The 16,435-nt window shown below is 64.6% G+C and carries 15 protein-coding genes; 8 read left to right on the plus strand and 7 right to left on the minus strand.

Annotation, left to right across the window (positions count from 1 at the left end):
• Positions 1 to 54 precede the first annotated feature (54 nt).
• From AC0Z35_RS16055 to AC0Z35_RS16090, 8 genes are all read left to right on the plus strand, one after another.
• The gene (locus AC0Z35_RS16055) at positions 55 to 828 is read left to right on the plus strand and encodes an ABC transporter ATP-binding protein (protein WP_046802574.1); all 774 of its coding nucleotides are present in this window, start codon (positions 55 to 57) and stop codon (positions 826 to 828) included.
• Positions 825 to 1,535 (plus strand): ABC transporter ATP-binding protein, encoded by a 711-nt coding sequence (locus AC0Z35_RS16060; RefSeq protein WP_006223796.1) that lies wholly within the window; start codon positions 825 to 827, stop codon positions 1,533 to 1,535. Before AC0Z35_RS16055 ends, AC0Z35_RS16060 begins: the two co-directional genes overlap by 4 nt.
• Before the next feature lie 61 nt (positions 1,536 to 1,596).
• Positions 1,597 to 2,811: an ABC transporter substrate-binding protein gene (locus tag AC0Z35_RS16065; protein ID WP_104142997.1), complete on the plus strand. Its 1,215-nt coding sequence runs from the start codon at positions 1,597 to 1,599 to the stop codon at positions 2,809 to 2,811.
• A gap of 96 nt (positions 2,812 to 2,907) precedes the next feature.
• Positions 2,908 to 3,795: a branched-chain amino acid ABC transporter permease gene (locus AC0Z35_RS16070; RefSeq protein WP_104142996.1), complete on the plus strand. Its 888-nt coding sequence runs from the start codon at positions 2,908 to 2,910 to the stop codon at positions 3,793 to 3,795.
• The gene (locus AC0Z35_RS16075) at positions 3,792 to 4,775 is read left to right on the plus strand and encodes a branched-chain amino acid ABC transporter permease (RefSeq protein WP_046802571.1); all 984 of its coding nucleotides are present in this window, start codon (positions 3,792 to 3,794) and stop codon (positions 4,773 to 4,775) included. Before AC0Z35_RS16070 ends, AC0Z35_RS16075 begins: the two co-directional genes overlap by 4 nt.
• 112 nt (positions 4,776 to 4,887) lie before the next feature.
• Positions 4,888 to 5,931, plus strand: coding sequence for an ABC transporter substrate-binding protein (locus tag AC0Z35_RS16080; RefSeq protein WP_485132320.1), 1,044 nt, complete (start codon positions 4,888 to 4,890; stop codon positions 5,929 to 5,931).
• An 86-nt stretch (positions 5,932 to 6,017) separates the two neighbouring features.
• Positions 6,018 to 6,863 (plus strand): branched-chain amino acid aminotransferase, encoded by an 846-nt coding sequence (locus AC0Z35_RS16085; protein ID WP_046802569.1) that lies wholly within the window; start codon positions 6,018 to 6,020, stop codon positions 6,861 to 6,863.
• Between the two features lie 104 nt (positions 6,864 to 6,967).
• On the plus strand, positions 6,968 to 9,124 hold the full coding sequence (locus tag AC0Z35_RS16090; protein WP_485132496.1) for a phosphocholine-specific phospholipase C: 2,157 nt from the start codon (positions 6,968 to 6,970) through the stop codon (positions 9,122 to 9,124).
• Between the two features lie 85 nt (positions 9,125 to 9,209).
• Here the strand turns inward: AC0Z35_RS16090 and AC0Z35_RS16095 are convergent, their stop codons facing one another.
• The 7 genes from AC0Z35_RS16095 to AC0Z35_RS16125 form a co-directional block, all read right to left on the minus strand.
• Positions 9,210 to 9,971, minus strand: coding sequence for an ABC transporter ATP-binding protein (locus AC0Z35_RS16095; RefSeq protein WP_046802568.1), 762 nt, complete (start codon positions 9,969 to 9,971; stop codon positions 9,210 to 9,212).
• Positions 9,968 to 11,806 carry a branched-chain amino acid ABC transporter ATP-binding protein/permease gene (locus AC0Z35_RS16100; RefSeq protein ID WP_052945917.1) on the minus strand — a complete coding sequence of 613 codons (1,839 nt, stop codon included), beginning with the start codon at positions 11,804 to 11,806 and terminating at the stop codon, positions 9,968 to 9,970. The genes AC0Z35_RS16095 and AC0Z35_RS16100 overlap by 4 nt, the downstream gene beginning before the upstream one ends.
• A gap of 5 nt (positions 11,807 to 11,811) precedes the next feature.
• The gene (locus AC0Z35_RS16105; RefSeq protein ID WP_485132319.1) at positions 11,812 to 12,849 is read right to left on the minus strand and encodes a branched-chain amino acid ABC transporter permease; all 1,038 of its coding nucleotides are present in this window, start codon (positions 12,847 to 12,849) and stop codon (positions 11,812 to 11,814) included.
• Positions 12,850 to 13,015: 166 nt separating this feature from the next.
• Positions 13,016 to 14,179 (minus strand): ABC transporter substrate-binding protein, encoded by a 1,164-nt coding sequence (locus tag AC0Z35_RS16110; RefSeq protein ID WP_046802566.1) that lies wholly within the window; start codon positions 14,177 to 14,179, stop codon positions 13,016 to 13,018.
• Between the two features lie 309 nt (positions 14,180 to 14,488).
• Complete coding sequence (locus AC0Z35_RS16115) at positions 14,489 to 15,046, minus strand: biotin transporter BioY (protein WP_104142990.1); 558 nt, start codon at positions 15,044 to 15,046, stop codon at positions 14,489 to 14,491.
• 81 nt (positions 15,047 to 15,127) lie between these two features.
• Entirely contained in the window at positions 15,128 to 15,724 is a 597-nt protein-coding gene (locus tag AC0Z35_RS16120; RefSeq protein ID WP_046802564.1) for an energy-coupling factor transporter transmembrane component T family protein, read from the minus strand.
• Positions 15,721 to 16,398: an energy-coupling factor ABC transporter ATP-binding protein gene (locus AC0Z35_RS16125; protein WP_485132318.1), complete on the minus strand. Its 678-nt coding sequence runs from the start codon at positions 16,396 to 16,398 to the stop codon at positions 15,721 to 15,723. Before AC0Z35_RS16125 ends, AC0Z35_RS16120 begins: the two co-directional genes overlap by 4 nt.
• Between the last annotated feature and the right edge of the window lie 37 nt (positions 16,399 to 16,435).

Here is a 16,435-nt window from a genome sequence, read left to right on the forward strand (position 1 = left end):
TGGCGCAATGACGGCAGGCAGAGACCATATAAATACAACGCTGGTGCAGCGGACATGGATGACACAATCCTGGAGACAAAAGGCCTCACCAAGGAGTTCCGCGGATTCGTCGCGGTCAATGGGGTCGATTTGCGTATCAAGCGAGGCCAGATTCATGCCTTGATCGGGCCTAACGGCGCGGGCAAGACGACATGCTTCAACCTGCTTACCAAGTTCTTATCCCCCACGTCGGGAACCATCAAGTTCAACGGCATCGACATCACCGGCGAGCGCCCCGCGCAGATCGCCCGGCGCGGTGTGATCCGTTCGTTCCAGATATCGGCGGTGTTTCCCCACCTGACCGTGCTGGAGAACGTGCGCATCGGCTTGCAGCGCAAGACCGGGCTGTCGTTTCACTTCTGGCAAAGCGATAAGCGGCTGGCGTCCTTGAACGAGCCGGCGCGCGCGCTGCTCGAACAGGTGGACCTGGGCGCCTTCGCGGACGAGACCACGGTGAACCTGCCGTATGGCCGCAAGCGCGCGCTGGAAATCGCCACCACGCTGGCCATGGAACCCGAGCTGATGCTGTTGGACGAACCCACGCAGGGCATGGGCCACGAAGACGTCGACCGCGTCACTCAACTGATCAAACGCGTCAGCGCCGGCCGCACGATTCTGATGGTGGAACACAACATGAATGTCGTGTCCTCCATCGCCAACACCATCACCGTGCTGGCGCGCGGGTCGGTGCTGGCCGAAGGCACGTACGCCGAAGTCTCGCGCCATCCCGCCGTGATGCAAGCCTATATGGGCACCACCGACGGCGAACTCCAAGGAGCGCACGCATGAGCACCCCGGCACTTGAAATCTCGGGCTTGCAAGCCTGGTACGGGGAATCGCATATCCTGCACGGCGTGGATATGCGCGTGGGACAAGGCGAAGTCGTCACGCTGCTGGGCCGCAACGGCGCCGGCCGCACGACTACGCTGCGGGCCATCCTGGGCCTGACCGGATCACGCAAGGGTTCGGTGCGCATACACGGCACCGAAGCCATCGACCTGCCGACCTACAAGATCGCGCACCTGGGCGTGGGTTACTGCCCCGAAGAGCGCGGAATTTTCGCCAGCCTGTCCTGCGAAGAAAACCTGCTGCTGCCGCCCGTCGTAGGCTCGCTGGGCGGGGGGATGTCGCTGGCCGAAATCTACGACATGTTCCCCAACCTGCAAGAGCGTCGGAATTCGCCGGGCACGCGCTTGTCGGGCGGTGAACAACAGATGCTGGCGGTGGCGCGCATCCTGCGCACCGGCGCCAACCTGCTGCTGCTGGACGAGATCTCGGAAGGCCTGGCCCCTGTCATCGTGCAGGCGCTGGCCCGCATGATCACGACGCTCAAGCAACGTGGCTACACCATCGTCATGGTGGAACAAAATTTCCGTTTCGCCGCGCCCTTGGCCGATCGCTTCTATGTGATGGAGCACGGCCAGATCGTCGAGCATTTCGAAGCCGCGGAACTTTCAGAAAAACAGGACACGCTCAACGAACTGTTGGGCGTCTAAAACAACCTGTCATCCGCCGGAACCCCGGCAACACAACACCGTAGGGAAGAGGAGTCATCCCATGAAGCTGCACACCATCACTGCTGCACTGGCCATGGCGGGCCTGGGATTTGCAGGGGCAACCGCCCACGCGCAAGGTATCTCCGACGATGTCATCCGCATCGGCTTCATCACCGACATGTCGGGCGTGTATTCCGACATCGACGGCAAGGCCGGTCTGGACGCGATCCGCATGGCGATCGAAGACGCCGGCGGCAGCATCAACGGCAAGAAGATCGAAGTGGTCTCGGCCGACCACCAGAACAAGGCCGACGTTGCCTCGGCGCGCGCACGCGAATGGTTCGACCAGCAGAAGGTCGACGTCATCGTTGCGGGCACCAATTCGGCCACCAGCCTGGCCATGGCGGCCGTGGCTGCTGAAAAGAAGAAGCCGTTCATCGCGGTGGGCGCGGGCGCGTCCGACCTGACGAACGCGCAATGTTCGCCCTACACCGTGCACTACGCCTACGACACCGTGGCGCTGGCGCGCGGTACCGGCTCGGCGGTGGTGAAGGACGGCGGCAAGAGCTGGTTCTTCCTGACGGCCGACTATGCCTTCGGCCACGCGCTGGAACGCGACACGATGGCGGTCGTGAAAGCCGCCGGCGGCGAGATCAAGGGCCAGGTGCGCGCACCGCTGGGCGCGTCTGACTTCTCTTCGTTCCTGTTGCAAGCGCAGGCGTCCAAGGCCCAGATCCTGGGCATGGCCAACGCCGGCGGCGACACCATCAACACCATCAAGGCCGCCAATGAATTCGGCGTGACCAAGACGATGAAGATGGCCGGGCTGCTGGTGTTCATCAACGACGTGCACTCGCTGGGCCTGCAAGCCACGCAAGGCATGTACCTGACCGACGGCTGGTACTGGGACCAATCCGACGCCTCGCGCGCCTGGTCCAAGAAGTTTGAAGCCAAGGTGGGCCGCAAGCCGTCGATGCTGCAAGCGGGCGACTACTCGTCGTTGTCGTTCTACCTGAACGCCGTCAAGGCCACCGGCACCGACGACGCCGACACCGTCATCAAGTGGATGAAGTCGAACAAGATCAACGACTTCTTCACCCAGGGCGGCTATGTGCGCGAAGACGGCCGCATGGTCCACGACATGTACCTGATGCAAGTGAAGACCCCGGCCGAATCCAAGGGCCCGTGGGACTACTACAAGGTCGTGGCCACGCTGCCCGGCGACGAGGTCTACACCAAGTTGTCCGAATCCACCTGCAAGCTGGTCAAGAAGTAATTTCGGCTCATGTGACCCCAGGGTGCGGCCCGGCGCGGGCTGCGGCCGCACCTTGAATTCGCTCACTTTTATCCGTACGCGCAGGATTTTCACAAGATGACTGACCTTTTCGGCATCCCTATACAGGCCTTGTTTGGCCAGCTATTACTGGGCCTGGTCAACGGTTCCTTCTATGCCATGTTGTCGCTCGGGCTTGCCGTTATCTTCGGGCTGCTGAACGTCATCAACTTCGCGCACGGCGCGCTCTACATGCTGGGCGCGTTCATCGCCTGGATGGGGCTGTCGTACCTGGGGTTGAACTACTGGGTCATGCTGATCCTGGCGCCGCTGGTCGTTGGGCTGTTCGGCATATTGATCGAAAAATTACTGCTCAAGCATCTGTACAAGCTTGATCACCTTTATGGGCTGCTGCTGACCTTCGGCCTGACGCTGTTGATCGAAGGCCTGTTCCGCAGCTTCTACGGCGTGTCGGGGCAACCGTATCCGACGCCCGAGGCATTGCGCGGGGCGACCAACCTGGGCTTCATGGTCCTGCCGAACTACCGTGGCTGGGTGGTGGCGGCGTCCGTGGTGGTGTGCCTGGCAACCTGGTTCGTGATCGAACGCACCCGCCTGGGCGCTTTGCTGCGCGCCGGCACCGAAAACCCGCGCCTGGTCGAAGCCTTCGGCGTGAATGTGCCGCGCATGATTACGCTGACCTACGGCTTCGGCGTGGCGCTGGCCGGGTTTGCAGGCGTGCTGGCCGCGCCGGTTTTGCAGATATCGCCTTTGATGGGGTCCAACCTCATCATTGTCGTGTTCGCCGTGGTCGTTATCGGCGGCATGGGGTCCATCATGGGCGCCATCGTCACCGGTCTGGGCCTGGGTGTGATTGAAGGACTGACCAAGGTGTTCTGGCCCGAAGCGTCCAGCACCGTGGTGTTCATCATCATGGCCATTGTTCTGTTGATCCGCCCGGCCGGGCTGTTCGGAAAAGAAAAATGAATCGTCAATTCCTGGGCTATGCGGTATTGGCCGTCGTGGTGGCCGCTCTTCCCTTTCTGGGGGTGTACCCGATCTTCGTCATGAAGATCATGTGCTACGCGCTGTTTGCCTGCGCATTCAACCTGCTGCTGGGCTTTACCGGGCTCTTGTCGTTCGGGCACGCCGCCTTTCTGGGCAGCGCGGCCTACGCCGCCGGGCACGCGATGAAGGTGTGGGGCTTTCCCACCGAAATCGGCTTGCTGTTTGGGGTGGGCGTGGCGGCGCTGCTGGGCCTGGCGATGGGCGCCATCGCCATTCGCCGCAGCGGCATTTACTTCGCCATGATCACGCTGGCGCTGGCGCAGATGGTGTTCTTCTTCTTCCTGCAGGCCAAGTTCACGGGCGGTGAAGACGGCCTGCAAAGCGTGCCGCGCGGCACCTTGCTTGGAATGCTGGACTTGTCCAAGGACATCAACCTGTACTACGTGGTGATGGCCATTTTCGTCCTGGGTTACTTCATCATCTGGCGCACGGTGAACTCTCCATTCGGACAAGTGCTGCAAGCGCTGCGCGAGAACGAGCCACGCGCCATTTCGCTGGGCTATGACGTCGACCGCTTCAAGCTGCTGGCCTTCGTGCTGTCGGCCGCGCTGGCCGGGCTGGCCGGGGCCACCAAGACGCTGGTGTTCGTATCGGCCACCCTGTCGGATGCCACCTGGCAGATGTCGGGGCTGGTCATCCTGATGACGCTCATCGGCGGCTTGGGCACCTTGACCGGACCGATCCTGGGCGCCTTCATCGTGGTGCTGCTGGAAAACAAGGTGGGCGACTTCGGCCAGATGATGGCCAACCTGACCGGCGTGGAATGGTTCCTGCGCCTGGGCGAATCGGTGACCATCGTGATCGGCCTGATCTTCGTTATCTGCGTGCTGGCGTTCCGACGCGGCATCGTTGGCGAGGTCGGCGCGTTCATCGACAAGCGCCGCGCTGCCCGGGCCTGAACCCCGGCGGTGGGTTCTTCCTTCGGGGCCGCATCACGCGGCCCCGATTGCATTGGGCGTCGGCGCCGTGGCCCGTACAATAAAACGCACCCAACCCCACAGGTGCCTGACCATGCGCAATCTGCATCCGCTCGCCCCCGTTCTTGGCGCAATCTCGCTGGCCGCCGCGCTGGCCTCATCCATCATTGCCCCCGCTGCCAACGCCGCCCCCGCCTCTGCCCCATCGGCCACTTGCGAAGTCGACCGCCCCATCCGCTTCAGCGGCTTGAACTGGGAGTCCAACCTGGTGCTGGCCGGCATTGAACGCTACGTGCTGGAACACGGTTATGGCTGCAAGACCACCGTCGAAATCGGCGAAACGCTACCCATGCTGGCCGCCCTGCAACGCGGCGATGTGGACGTCACGCCGGAAGTCTGGCCCGGCCAGATCGAAGGGGCCTGGAAGAAGGCCTTGGCCAGCGGCAAGGTGCTGGGCGTGGGCCACGTGTACGACGCGGGCGAAGGCTGGTACGTGCCGCGCTATACGGCCGAACGCCACCCGGACCTGAAGGCGGCATCCGACTTGGCCCGCTTCAAGGACGTCTTTGCCGACCCCGAAGACCCCGGCCGCGGCCGCATCTACGGGTGCCCGGCGGGCTGGGCCTGCGGCACGCTGAACGACAACCTGCTGCGCGCGCTGAAGCTGGACAAGGACTACGCGCTGTTCGCGCCCGGCTCGGGCGCCGCGCAAAAGGCGGCCATCGTGTCGGCCTACAAGCGCAAGCGCGACATCGTCTTCTATTACTGGACGCCCACCTCGCTGGTCGGTGCGCTGGACCTGGTCAAGCTGCAACTGCCCGCGTTCGACCAAGCCGCCTACACCTGCATGACGGACCCCAAGTGCACCAACCCCGTGGCCACCGAATTCAAGCCCAACCCGGTGGTGACTGGCGTTAACGCCGCCTTTGCCAAACAGGCGCCGAAGGTCACTGAATTCCTGACCAAGCTGACCGTGCCGGACGACGCCATCAACGCCACGCTGGGCTGGCTGGAAACCGAGGGCAAGGAACCCGAAGACGCCGCGCGCTATTTCCTGAAGCAGTACGGACCCGTGTGGCAGCAATGGGTGCCGGCCGACGTGGCCGAGCGCGTGCAGGCGTCTCTCGCGCGCGAATAAGCGCGCGGTCGCGGCCGGCTCCTCATGTATCCTGACGTTTCGGCGCCGCTGCCGCGCCACCCCAATTCGAGTAAAGGAAGATAGACATGGACGCCCTGTATTGGCACAACGGTCACTGGACCACCGACAACCCCAAACTGCTGGGCCCGGCCGACCACGCCTTCTGGATGGCCAGCATGGTGTTTGATGGCGCCCGCGCGTTTCGCGGCCTGACGCCCGACCTGGACCTGCACTGCCAGCGCGTCGTGCGGTCGGCCGAAAAAATGCTGATGAAGCCCCAGATCAGCTGGGAAGAGATCCAGAAGCTGTGCCTGGAAGCCGTATCCCGATTCCCGGCCGGCACCGAGCTCTACATCAAGCCGATGTTCTACTGCGCCGACGGTTTCCTCTTGCCTGACGCCGACAAGACGCAGTTCGTGCTGCACGTGTTCAAAGTGCCCATGCCCGGCGAGCAAGGCTTTTCGGCCTGCTTTTCCAGCTACGCCCGCTCTTGGCCGAACATGGCGCCCACCGACGCCAAGGCGTCCTGCCTGTATCCGAACGGCCAGCGCGCCATTCGCGAAGCCGCCGACAAGGGCTTTGACAACGCCATCATGCTGGACGGCGCGGGCAACATCGCTGAATTCGCCACCAGCAACCTGTGGATCGCCAAGGACGGCGTCGTGTCCACGCCGGTGGACAACGGCACCTTCCTGAACGGCATCACGCGCCGCCGCGTGCTGGCGCTGCTGAAGGCCGATGGCGTTGACGTGCAGGAACGCAGCCTGACCCGCGCCGACATCGAAGCCGCCGACGAAGTGTTCTCGTCCGGCAACTACGGCAAGGTCGTCCACGTGAACCGCGTCGAAGACCGCGCGCTGGAATACGGCCCCATGGCCCGCCGCGCGCACAAGCTGTACATGGACTACGCGGAAAGCACCGGCAGCAAATAAGCTCGCGCACATCTGGCGCCATCGCCGTTGCCGTTGCCGTCAGCCAGATAAAAGGAAAGGCGCGTAGGCTATCGGGCTTCGGACCGTAAGGTGAGCCAATGCCCATACACAGCAGACGCGATTTCCTGCGCAACAGCGCGGCCCTTGCCGGGGCCGGCAGCGCCCTGGCCATGTTTCCCGCCGCGATCCGGCGCGCCCTGGCCATTCCGGCCAACCAGCGCACGGGCACGATTCACGATGTTGAACACATCGTGATCTTCATGCAGGAAAACCGGTCGTTCGACCACTACTTTGGCGCGCTTGCCGGCGTGCGCGGGTTTGGCGACCGCTTTCCGATTCCAGTGCCGGACAGCCCCGACTATCGGCATCGCACGGTCTGGGCGCAATACAACGACAAGCCCGACGAGGGCGCTCCGCGCACGGTGCTGCCCTATCGGCTGAATACGCAGGAAGCCTTCGAAACCGTGCGCGTAGCCAGCACGCCGCACACCTGGTCCAACGCGCAAGACGCCTGGGATGCCGGCCGCATGGGCCGCTGGCCCGCCGCCAAGAAAAACCATTCCATGGCGTACTACGAAGCGGCCGACATGCCGTTCCAGTACGCCATGGCGCGCGCCTTCACCGTTTGCGACGCCTATCACTGCTCGTTCACGGGCGGCACCAACACCAACCGGCTGTTTGTGTGGACAGGCACCAATGACGGCGCGGGGCGCGGCAACGGCCCGGCGTTGGGCAACGTCTATAACAAGCTGACGGGCGGGGACCCCGCCGGCGCCTACACCTGGACCACCTACCCGGAACGGCTCGAAGCGGCCGGCATCAGCTGGCGCATCTACCAGGACATGGCCGACAACTATTCCCTGAACCCCACCGCCGGCTTCAAAGCCTATCGCGACGCCTATCACGGCGTGCCGGGATCGCTGGCCGCGCTGAAGGACAAGGCGCTGACCACACGCGGCCTGGACCTGTTGCGCCAGGATGTGCTGGACGGAACGTTGCCGCAGGTGTCCTGGATCTGCGCCACCAAGGCCGGGTCCGAGCATCCCAGCCCGTCCAGCCCGGCGCAGGGCGCGGACTACACGGCGCGCGTGCTGGACGCGCTGACCGCCAACCCGGACGTCTGGAGCAAGACCGTCCTGTTGCTGATGTTCGACGAGAACGACGGCTTCTTCGACCACATGCCGCCCCCTGCCCCGCCATCGCGCGATGCCGGCGGCGCGCTGGCCGGTGCGTCCACGGTGGACACGCAGGGCGAATACCACGAGCACATCACGGGCGTGGAAAAGGACGACACCTCGGCGCACCTGCACGGCGTATACGGGCTAGGGCCGCGCGTGCCGATGTACGTGCTGTCGCCGTGGACCAAGGGCGGCTGGGTCAACTCGCAGGTGTTCGACCACACCTCGGTGCTGCGCTTTGTTGAACAGCGCTTTGGCGTGGCCGAGCCGAACATTTCCGCATGGCGCCGGGCCGTGTGCGGCGACCTGACGTCCATTTTCGATTTCGCCACACCTAACAACAACGACGAGCTGCTGCGCGCCTTGCCGCCCACCGCCGAGCGCGCGGGGCAGGCATCCGCGCTTGCCGGCACGGTGGTCCCACCGGCGCCTGCGCAGCCCTCGCCGGCTCGCCAGCCGCCCGGCACGCGGCCGTCGCGCGCCCTGCCCTATGCGCTTCAGACCCACGCGCGTATCGATGGCGAAAGCGTCACCCTGGAATTCGACAATATCGGGATGGCGGGCGCGGTGCTGCACGTCTATGACCGCCTGCGCCTGGACGACGGGCCGCGTCGGTACACGGTGCAAGCGGGCAAGCGCCTGCAAGGTCGATGGCTGGCGGCGGAAGGCGACCGCCGCTACGACTTGTGGGTGTTGGGGCCTAACGGTTTCCACCGCCACTGCACGGGCCGCGCCGCGCCGGATGCGCCGCCCCCGCTGGAGGTCACGGCTGCCTACGCGGCAGCGGGTGCCGTGTTGCAGCTATCAGTGCGCAACGCGGGCGCCGCGCCACGGGCATTTCGCATCGAAGCGAATGCCTATGATTTCCCGCGCAAGACGAGCGCCAACTTGGCGGCAGGCGAATCGGTCAGCCTGTCCTGGGACATGGGGGCGAGCGGGGGCTGGTACGACATTACCGTGCATGACGAAGACGATCCGTCTTTTACGCGCCGATTGGCGGGCCGCATCGAAAGGGGTGCCCCGTCCACATCCGATCCCGCCATGGGACAGGCGTTGATTCTGCATTGGAAGCCGGCGGCCTGACGGCGCGGTGCGGGACAAGCCCGCGCGCAAAAAAAACCGGGCGCCAGCCTGAGCCGGCGCCCGCTTTCATGTCGGCACAGGCGGCCTATTCTTTCTCGGCGCCCTTGCCCAGGCCCAGATAGCTTTCAATGACCTTCGGGTCGCCCGCCAGTTCACGAGCCGGGCCGTGCAGAATGACCTCGCCCGTTTCCAGCACGTAACCGTAGTCGGCCACTTGCAGCGCCGCGCGGGCATTTTGTTCGACCAGCAAAATCGCCACGCCCGTTTCCCGCAAGCGCGCGATGATGTGGAAGATCTCGCGCACGATACGGGGCGCCAGGCCCAGGCTGGGTTCGTCCAGCATCAGCAGGTTGGGTTTGGCCATCAGTGCGCGGCCCACGGCCAGCATCTGACGCTCACCGCCCGACAGGGTGCCGGCCTGCTGGCCACGCCGCTCGCGCAGACGCGGAAACAGGTCGAACACTTCGTTCAGCGTGTCGCGCCAACCGGCTTCGCGGGCGCGGTAACGACGGAAGCCGCCCAGCAGCAGGTTGTCTTCAACAGACATGGTGCCGAATAGTTCGCGGCGCTCGGGCACCAGCGACATGCCGGCCGCCACGCGCTTTTCGACTTGCCAGCCGGACACATCGGCGCCCGCATAGTGCACGGTGCCGGCGGCATGGCCGGTGTGCGGCAGCGACCCCATCATCGCGTTCAGCATGGTGGATTTACCCGCGCCGTTGGCGCCGATCACGGTCACGATGCTGCCGGCGGGCACGGTCAGCGACGCGCCGACCAATGCGCCGACCTTGCCATAACGGGCCGACAGATTGCTGACTTCCAGCACGGGCGATTGCGTCGCGCTCATTGCACACCTCCTGCCGAAACCGGCTTGGCCTGATCCGCTTCGGGCAGGTCGTCATCGATGCCGCCCAGATAGGCTTCAAGCACCGCCGGGTTCTTTTGCACGTCGGCCGGCACGCCTTCGGCCAGCTTGGTGCCGAAATCCATCACCACCAGGTGGTTGGTCAGGCGCATCACAAAATCCATATCGTGTTCGACCAGCAAAATGCTCATGCCTTCCGAGCGCAGTTGCTCCAGCACGCGCGCCAGGTCTTGTTTTTCCTTGTAGCGCAGGCCGGCGGCCGGCTCGTCCAGCAGCAGCAAGACCGGGTCGGACGCCAGCGCCCGCGCAATTTCCAGAATGCGTTGCTGGCCCAGCGCCAGGTTGCCCGCCTGTTCGTACAAGTATTCGCCCAGGCCCACGCGCTTGATCTGTTCGGCGGCTTCGTGCAGCAGCTGCGCTTCGCGGGCACGGTCCGAATGCAAGGCGCCGGCCAGCACGCCCACGTCAGAGCGCAGGTGCGCGCCCAAGGCCACGTTCTCCAGCACCGTCATGCCCGGCAGCAATTGCACGTGCTGGAACGTGCGCCCCACGCCCAGCTTGGCGATCTCGCGCGCGGAACGATTGTCGATGCGCTGGCCCATGAACGTGACCTTGCCACGGGTCACGGGCAGCACGCCGCTGATGAGGTTGAACGTGGTGCTCTTGCCGGCGCCGTTGGGGCCGATCAGACCCATGATTTCGCCGGAACGGACCTTGAACGTAATGTCATTGACGGCAACCAGACCACCGAATTCCTTGCGGATGGCATCCACTTCCAACACCACCTGCCCGGCTTCAGGACGCATGCGTGTCGGCAGCGCGGGCGCCGGCGCGGGCGGCGCCAGATTGCGGCGCGAACCGTCCGCGCCGGTGATGCGGCTCCACCAGGTAGCCAGGATGGGCCAGAGGCCGTTGCGGGCGTATTGCAGCATCAGGATCAGCAGCACGCCAAAGACGATCATTTCAAAGTTGGCGTTGGTGTCCAGCAGCTTGGGCAGCCAATTTTGCAATTGGTCCTTCAGCACCAGGATGACGCCCGAGCCCAGCAAGGCGCCCCACACGTAGCCCGCACCACCGACCACCGCCATGAACAGGTATTCAATGCCGTAGTTCACGCCGAACGGGCTGGGGCTGACGGCGCGCTGCATGTGCGCGTAGAGCCAGCCCGAAATGCAGGCCAGCAAGGCCGCCCAGACGAAGATCACGACCTTGTACGCCGCCGTGTTCACGCCCATGGATTCGGCCATGCCCGCGCCGCTTTTCAGCGCCCGGATGGCACGGCCCGGCCGCGAATTGAGCAGGTTGCGGGTAGCCCACAACGCCAGCAGCACGAAGATCCAGATCAGGTAATAGATGTTGCGACCGCTGGCCAGCGACACGCCGAAGATGCTGATGGGTTCGATGCCGGCAATGCCGTCATGCTTGCCCAGCCAGTCGATATTGCCGAACAGGAAATACAGCGACAGGCCCCACGCGATGGTGCCCAGCGGCAGGTAGTGCCCCGACAGGCGCAACGTGATCGCGCCCAGCAGGTAGGCCACCACGGCGGTCAGCACCAGGCCTGCGGGCAGGGCCAGCCACGGCGACACGTCGTACTGCGTCGTCAGGAAAGCAGTGGTGTAGGCGCCCAGGCCCACGAACGCGGCCTGGCCGAACGAGGTCAGCCCGCCCACGCCGGTCAGCAGCACCAGGCCCAGCACGACCAGGCTGGCAAGACCGATGTAGTTAAGTTGCGTCACCCAGAATTCGGGCGTGACCGGCACCAAGGGCAGGCCCGCCAGGACGACGATGAAGACGGCAAGCAAAATGCGGTTCATGGCGTTTATTCCTCTTCGTCCACGTGATGGGTGCTGAACGAACGCCAGACCAGAACCGGGATAATCAAGGTAAAGACAATCACTTCTTTATAGGCGCTGGCCCAGAAGGACGAGAAAGATTCCAGCACGCCGACCAGCAGTGATCCGGCGGCGGCCACGGGGTAGCTGGCCAGGCCGCCGATGATGGCGCCCACGAAGCCCTTCAGTCCGATCAGGAAGCCGGTGTCGTAATAAACGGTGGTGATCGGCGCGATCAACATGCCGGACATGGCGCCGATGGCCGTGGCCAACGTGAAGGTCAGGCTGCCGGACATGGTGGTGCTGATGCCGACCAGGCGCGCGCCGCGGCGGTTCACGGCGGTGGCGCGCAACGCGCGGCCGTACAAGGTCTTGCCGAAGAACAACCACAGGGCGGCGATCAGCAATGCGCAGGTGGCGACAACGAACAGGCTTTGCGCGGACCAGGTCATGAAGCCCAGGTCGACTTGCCCGCTGACGAACGCCGGGGTGCGCCAGCCTTCGGCGCCAAAGAACACCAGCGCCAGGCCGGTCAGCGCGAAGTGCACGGCGACAGAGACGATCAGCAGCACCAGCACGGTGGCTTCGGCCAAGGGTTGATAGACGATGCGATAGACCATGGGACCCATCGGGATCACCAGCAGCAGCGTCAGCAGCATGTTCAGCCACAACGAGTTGTCGGGGCCGATGTAGCGTTGGGTCACCCAGAACAGCGCCAGCGGCAGGACGATGCAGGTGACCAGCGTTTTGGGCAGGCCAGCGAAACTGCGGGTGCGCAAGGCGCGCACCAGTTCCATCGCCAGGCACAGGGCGCCCAGCAGCGGCAGCAGGTAGGCGGTGCCCGGCATCTTGCCGTCGACCACCATGGCCAGGGTCAAGGCGCCGAACGCCACGAACTCACCCTGGGGAATGAAAATGACGCGCGTAACGGCAAACACCAGCACCAGCGCCATGCCCAGCAGGGCATAGATGGCGCCGTTGACGATACCGTCTTGCAGCAGGATCAGCGCAATTGAGGAATCCATCTAACAACCTTATTGATTCTTGGTGTTCCGGCCCCGCCCGGGACACTGATACGACACACCGGCCGGAAAGGCCGGTGCGAAGCATTGCTCGGGTGCCGCAAGACACACGCCAGCGGTTGGCGCGGCCTTGCAAGACACATCCGTGGATCGGGCAATCCGAAGGGAATTACAGGCCGGGCTGATAGACCCACTTGCCGCCTTCAACCTTGACGATGACGCGCGAACGCTCGTCAAAGCCGGCGTGGTCGGTGGGCGACATGTTGAACACGCCTTGCGAGGCGGCCAGGTCCTTCACGTTTTCCAGCGCATCGCGCATGGCGGCGCGGAATTCCGGCGTGCCGGGCTTGGCGCCCGTCTTCAGCGCCACGGGCACCGCGGCCACGACCAATTGGCCGGCGTCCCACATGTGGCCGCCAAACGTGTTGGTCGAGTTGGCGCCGTTGGCCTTCTCGTAGGTTTCAACATAAGCCAGGGCCGACTTCTTGACCGGGTTGGAATCGGGCAACTGGGCGGCGACCAGCAGCGGGCCGGCCGGCAGGAACATGCCGTCGCAGTCCTTGCCGCAAACGCGCAGCACGTCGTTGTTGGCGGCGCCGTGAGTTTGGTAGATGGTGCCGCCGTAGTTGCGGGCCTTCAGTTCCTTTTGCGGCAGCGCAGACGGGGTGCCGGCGCCGGCGATCAGGATGGCGTCCGGCTTGGCGCCGACCAGCTTGAGCACCTGACCCGTCACGCTGGTGTCGGTACGGCTGTATTTTTCGATGGCGACGATTTCAATGCCCTTGGCCTTGGCGGCCTTTTGCATCACGTCCAGCCAGCCGTCGCCGTAGGCGTCGGCAAAGCCGATGAAGCCCAGGGTCTTGACCTTGGACTTGGCCATGGCGTCGGCCAGGGCGCCGGCCATCAGCGCGTCGTTTTGCGGGGTCTTGAACACCCAGCGGCGCTTGTCGTCCACGGGTTCCACGATCTTGGCGCTGGCGGCCACGCTGATCATCGGCACCTTGGCTTCAGCGGCCACGTCGACCATGGCCAACGAGCCCGGCGTGACCGACGTGCCGATCAGCACGTCGACCTTGTCGTCGGTGGCCAGCTTGCGCGAGTTCTTGACGGCTTGCGTGGTGTCGGTGGCGTCATCCAGCACGATCCATTCGATCTTCTGGCCGGCCACTTCCTTGGGCAGCAATGCCACGGTATTGCGTTCGGGGATACCCAGCGACGCAGCGGGGCCGGTGCTGGACACCGTGACGCCGACCTTGACCTGCGCGCTTGCCAGGAGCGGCACGGCCAGGGCGAAAGCGGCAGCCGCCGCGGACAAGCCGAAGTGCTTGCGCATATTTTTTGTCTCCTGTGGTGGCTCTTATGTGCCTCGATCGAGGCGAAGCGAGCCTAGTTAAAGTTATACAGAAAAAAATATTATAGGGTTAAAACAGTATCAGATGACGTCACGCAACTACGGTAAATCCCTGATGTGCTATGGAAACCTTGTTTCAGCAAACGCATTCGTTAATGGCGAACTTGATGGCGAACTTGTACTAGAAAATCTTTCGGCGCGTCAGTTGGGGGATTCCCTTGTAATGGGCAGCATGCCCCAAAGCGCATCGCCAGCTGGTTACCTTACTGTCACGGAGCACTGACAAATCTGTCAGCGGCCCAACATCGGCCACACCCTTTCCACGCGCGAAGCCACCCAGGCGGCGATCACGACTTTGATCAGGTCGCCCGGCAGGAACACCGCCACGGCGGCGGCCGCCTTGGGCAGACCCATCTTGGTCACCGAGGCCAGCCACGGCACGCCAAACGCATAGACGACCACGATGCCGCCCACCCCGCAGGCCACGACATACGCGCCCAGCTTCGCCCAGTCGCGGTGGGCCCGGCCCACCAGCGTGCGGGTCAGCCAGCCGATGACAAATGCGCCCACCACCATGCCCACCAGAAAGCCGCCCGTGGGCCCCATGAACGCGCCCAATCCGCCACGACCGCCCGGCAGCACCGGCAGGCCGATCGCCGCCAGCAGCAGGTAAAGCAGGCAGGCCAGCGCGCCACGCACGGGGCCCAGCATGGCGCCCGCCAGCATGACGCCCAGCGTCTGCAAGGTGATCGGCACCGGAATGCCGGGCAGAGGTATCGGCGGGATCAGGCTCAGGACGACGATCAGCGCGGCAAACAGCGCAATCAGCACGGTGTTATGGGATTTCATGGCATTACCTATTGGGTGGGGTGGAGGGTGCCCGGCTGAGGGGCGCCCGGCTGAGGGGCGCCCGGCTGAGGGGCGCCCGGCTCAGGGGCTGCGCGCGTCGATGGCTTCGGCCACTTCCTGGGCGCGCTTTAATGTCAGCACGATCAAGGGCACGATCAGGGCAACCGGATGGGCGCCCAGCCCGCGCGCCGCCTGGGCCTCGCGGATGTCTTGGAAATTGCGCCAGATTTCAGGCACGAACCGCAAGGTCAGCGCCAGTGCCAGCGCCACTTTGCCGGCGTCGACCAGCCCGATCCGCTCAAACGGCGTCAAGGCCCGTTCGCAGACGGCGATCAAGTCCGACGTACGCGTGGCCAGCGTGACGGCCAGCGCCAGCCCCACCATCGCGCCCACTCGCAGCACGACGGCCAGGGCGTCGATCAGCCCCTGGAATACGCCCGTGAACAGCGCCACGGCCAGCAGCACCCACAGCAGCCCGCGCACCTGGCGCCAGACGGCGGCGGCCGACACGCCCGTGGACCAGACCAGAATGGCCGAAACGGTAAACGCCGCGCCCAGCCACCTCGGGTCGCGCAGCATGAACAGCCCCGCCCCGGCGGCCACCAGCGCCACCAGCTTTACCCAGGCAGGCAGCCGGTGCAGCGGACTGCGGCCGGCGACGTAAAGAGGTTCGATCATGCGCAGTGCTCCCGGTACCAGCGCAAGGCCGGCGCGGGCGCGTCGTCGGCGGCAATGACACCATCGCGCACGACCAGCACCCGGTCAAAATCCTCCAGCAGGTCCAGGTCGTGGCTGACGACCACGGCATCATGGGGCAGCGCGGCAATCGCGTCTCGGACCCGGTTGCGGTTGCGCAGGTCCAGCTGTGTAGTGGGTTCGTCAAAGACGACCAGCGCCGGCGCCATGACCAGCACGGCCGCCAACGCCACCAGTTGGCGTTCGCCGCCCGACAGCGTGTGGCTGCTGCGGTCGGCCAGATGCCCGACCCCCAGCGCATTCAATTGGGCGTCGATGCGCGATTCACGCAGCGCCTTGTCCGGTTCCAGCCGCTTCAGCCCAAAGGCCAGGTCTTCGCGCACGATCGGGAAAACAATCTGGTTTTCGGGGTTTTGAAACACAAAGCCCACAAGGCGGCGCACGGCTTTCAAATCGTGCCGAGTGTCCAGCCCATCCACCCGAACACTGCCCGACGATGGCAGCACCAGCCCGTTCAGCAGGCGCGCAAGCGTGCTCTTGCCGGCGCCGTTGGGCCCGACGATGCCGATGCGGCGCTCGGCCAGCGTCGCGCTCACCCCGCGCAACACTTCCGCCTGGGGCGTGGCCACTACCGCCTGGTCAAACTCGATTAACATGGGGCGGGATTATGCCCGAACCATTTCGGGCATCGGG

This window comes from Achromobacter sp. 1L-A-4-B-C2, assembly GCF_057291955.1.

Coding starts and splice junctions, on each gene's coding strand:
- AC0Z35_RS16055 (WP_046802574.1), top strand. CDS start 55: ATGGATGACACAATCCTGGAGACAAAAGGCCTCACCAAGGAGTTCCGC.
- AC0Z35_RS16060 (WP_006223796.1), top strand. CDS start 825: ATGAGCACCCCGGCACTTGAAATCTCGGGCTTGCAAGCCTGGTACGGG.
- AC0Z35_RS16065 (WP_104142997.1), top strand. CDS start 1,597: ATGAAGCTGCACACCATCACTGCTGCACTGGCCATGGCGGGCCTGGGA.
- AC0Z35_RS16070 (WP_104142996.1), top strand. CDS start 2,908: ATGACTGACCTTTTCGGCATCCCTATACAGGCCTTGTTTGGCCAGCTA.
- AC0Z35_RS16075 (WP_046802571.1), top strand. CDS start 3,792: ATGAATCGTCAATTCCTGGGCTATGCGGTATTGGCCGTCGTGGTGGCC.
- AC0Z35_RS16080 (WP_485132320.1), top strand. CDS start 4,888: ATGCGCAATCTGCATCCGCTCGCCCCCGTTCTTGGCGCAATCTCGCTG.
- AC0Z35_RS16085 (WP_046802569.1), top strand. CDS start 6,018: ATGGACGCCCTGTATTGGCACAACGGTCACTGGACCACCGACAACCCC.
- AC0Z35_RS16095 (WP_046802568.1), bottom strand. CDS start 9,971: ATGAGCGCGACGCAATCGCCCGTGCTGGAAGTCAGCAATCTGTCGGCC.
- AC0Z35_RS16100 (WP_052945917.1), bottom strand. CDS start 11,806: ATGAACCGCATTTTGCTTGCCGTCTTCATCGTCGTCCTGGCGGGCCTG.
- AC0Z35_RS16105 (WP_485132319.1), bottom strand. CDS start 12,849: ATGGATTCCTCAATTGCGCTGATCCTGCTGCAAGACGGTATCGTCAAC.
- AC0Z35_RS16110 (WP_046802566.1), bottom strand. CDS start 14,179: ATGCGCAAGCACTTCGGCTTGTCCGCGGCGGCTGCCGCTTTCGCCCTG.
- AC0Z35_RS16115 (WP_104142990.1), bottom strand. CDS start 15,046: ATGAAATCCCATAACACCGTGCTGATTGCGCTGTTTGCCGCGCTGATC.
- AC0Z35_RS16120 (WP_046802564.1), bottom strand. CDS start 15,724: ATGATCGAACCTCTTTACGTCGCCGGCCGCAGTCCGCTGCACCGGCTG.
- AC0Z35_RS16125 (WP_485132318.1), bottom strand. CDS start 16,398: ATGTTAATCGAGTTTGACCAGGCGGTAGTGGCCACGCCCCAGGCGGAA.